Raw genomic sequence first — 1,623 nt, forward strand, 5'->3', positions numbered from 1 at the left:
AATGTTCAGTATTCATTGAGCCGACAAAATCTTAAATTGAAGAGTTTGATCATGGCTCAGATTGAACGCTGGCGGCAGGCCTAACACATGCAAGTCGAGCGGAAACGAGTTATCTGAACCTTCGGGGAACGATAACGGCGTCGAGCGGCGGACGGGTGAGTAATGCCTGGGAAATTGCCCTGATGTGGGGGATAACCATTGGAAACGATGGCTAATACCGCATAATAGCTTCGGCTCAAAGAGGGGGACCTTCGGGCCTCTCGCGTCAGGATATGCCCAGGTGGGATTAGCTAGTTGGTGAGGTAAGGGCTCACCAAGGCGACGATCCCTAGCTGGTCTGAGAGGATGATCAGCCACACTGGAACTGAGACACGGTCCAGACTCCTACGGGAGGCAGCAGTGGGGAATATTGCACAATGGGCGCAAGCCTGATGCAGCCATGCCGCGTGTATGAAGAAGGCCTTCGGGTTGTAAAGTACTTTCAGCAGTGAGGAAGGCGGGTACGTTAATAGCGTGCTCGTTTGACGTTAGCTGCAGAAGAAGCACCGGCTAACTCCGTGCCAGCAGCCGCGGTAATACGGAGGGTGCGAGCGTTAATCGGAATTACTGGGCGTAAAGCGCATGCAGGTGGTTTGTTAAGTCAGATGTGAAAGCCCGGGGCTCAACCTCGGAATTGCATTTGAAACTGGCAGACTAGAGTACTGTAGAGGGGGGTAGAATTTCAGGTGTAGCGGTGAAATGCGTAGAGATCTGAAGGAATACCGGTGGCGAAGGCGGCCCCCTGGACAGATACTGACACTCAGATGCGAAAGCGTGGGGAGCAAACAGGATTAGATACCCTGGTAGTCCACGCCGTAAACGATGTCTACTTGGAGGTTGTGGCCTTGAGCCGTGGCTTTCGGAGCTAACGCGTTAAGTAGACCGCCTGGGGAGTACGGTCGCAAGATTAAAACTCAAATGAATTGACGGGGGCCCGCACAAGCGGTGGAGCATGTGGTTTAATTCGATGCAACGCGAAGAACCTTACCTACTCTTGACATCCTCAGAAGCTTGTAGAGATACGAGTGTGCCTTCGGGAACTGAGAGACAGGTGCTGCATGGCTGTCGTCAGCTCGTGTTGTGAAATGTTGGGTTAAGTCCCGCAACGAGCGCAACCCTTATCCTTGTTTGCCAGCACTTCGGGTGGGAACTCCAGGGAGACTGCCGGTGATAAACCGGAGGAAGGTGGGGACGACGTCAAGTCATCATGGCCCTTACGAGTAGGGCTACACACGTGCTACAATGGCGCATACAGAGGGCAGCCAACTTGCGAGAGTGAGCGAATCCCAAAAAGTGCGTCGTAGTCCGGATTGGAGTCTGCAACTCGACTCCATGAAGTCGGAATCGCTAGTAATCGTGGATCAGAATGCCACGGTGAATACGTTCCCGGGCCTTGTACACACCGCCCGTCACACCATGGGAGTGGGCTGCAAAAGAAGTGGGTAGTTTAACCTTCGGGGGGACGCTCACCACTTTGTGGTTCATGACTGGGGTGAAGTCGTAACAAGGTAGCGCTAGGGGAACCTGGCGCTGGATCACCTCCTTATACGATGATTATTGCGATGAGTGTTCACACAGATTGAT

Annotated in this window: 1 rRNA gene; it reads left to right on the top strand. The window is 53.3% G+C overall.

The features are described from left to right. The first annotated feature begins 33 nt into the window (after positions 1-33). Positions 34-1,585, top strand: a 16S ribosomal RNA gene (locus RJ47_RS12055). Positions 1,586-1,623: the final 38 nt, after the last annotated feature.

The organism is Vibrio sinaloensis, from assembly GCF_000808535.1.
Taxonomy (GTDB): domain Bacteria; phylum Pseudomonadota; class Gammaproteobacteria; order Enterobacterales; family Vibrionaceae; genus Vibrio; species Vibrio sinaloensis_D.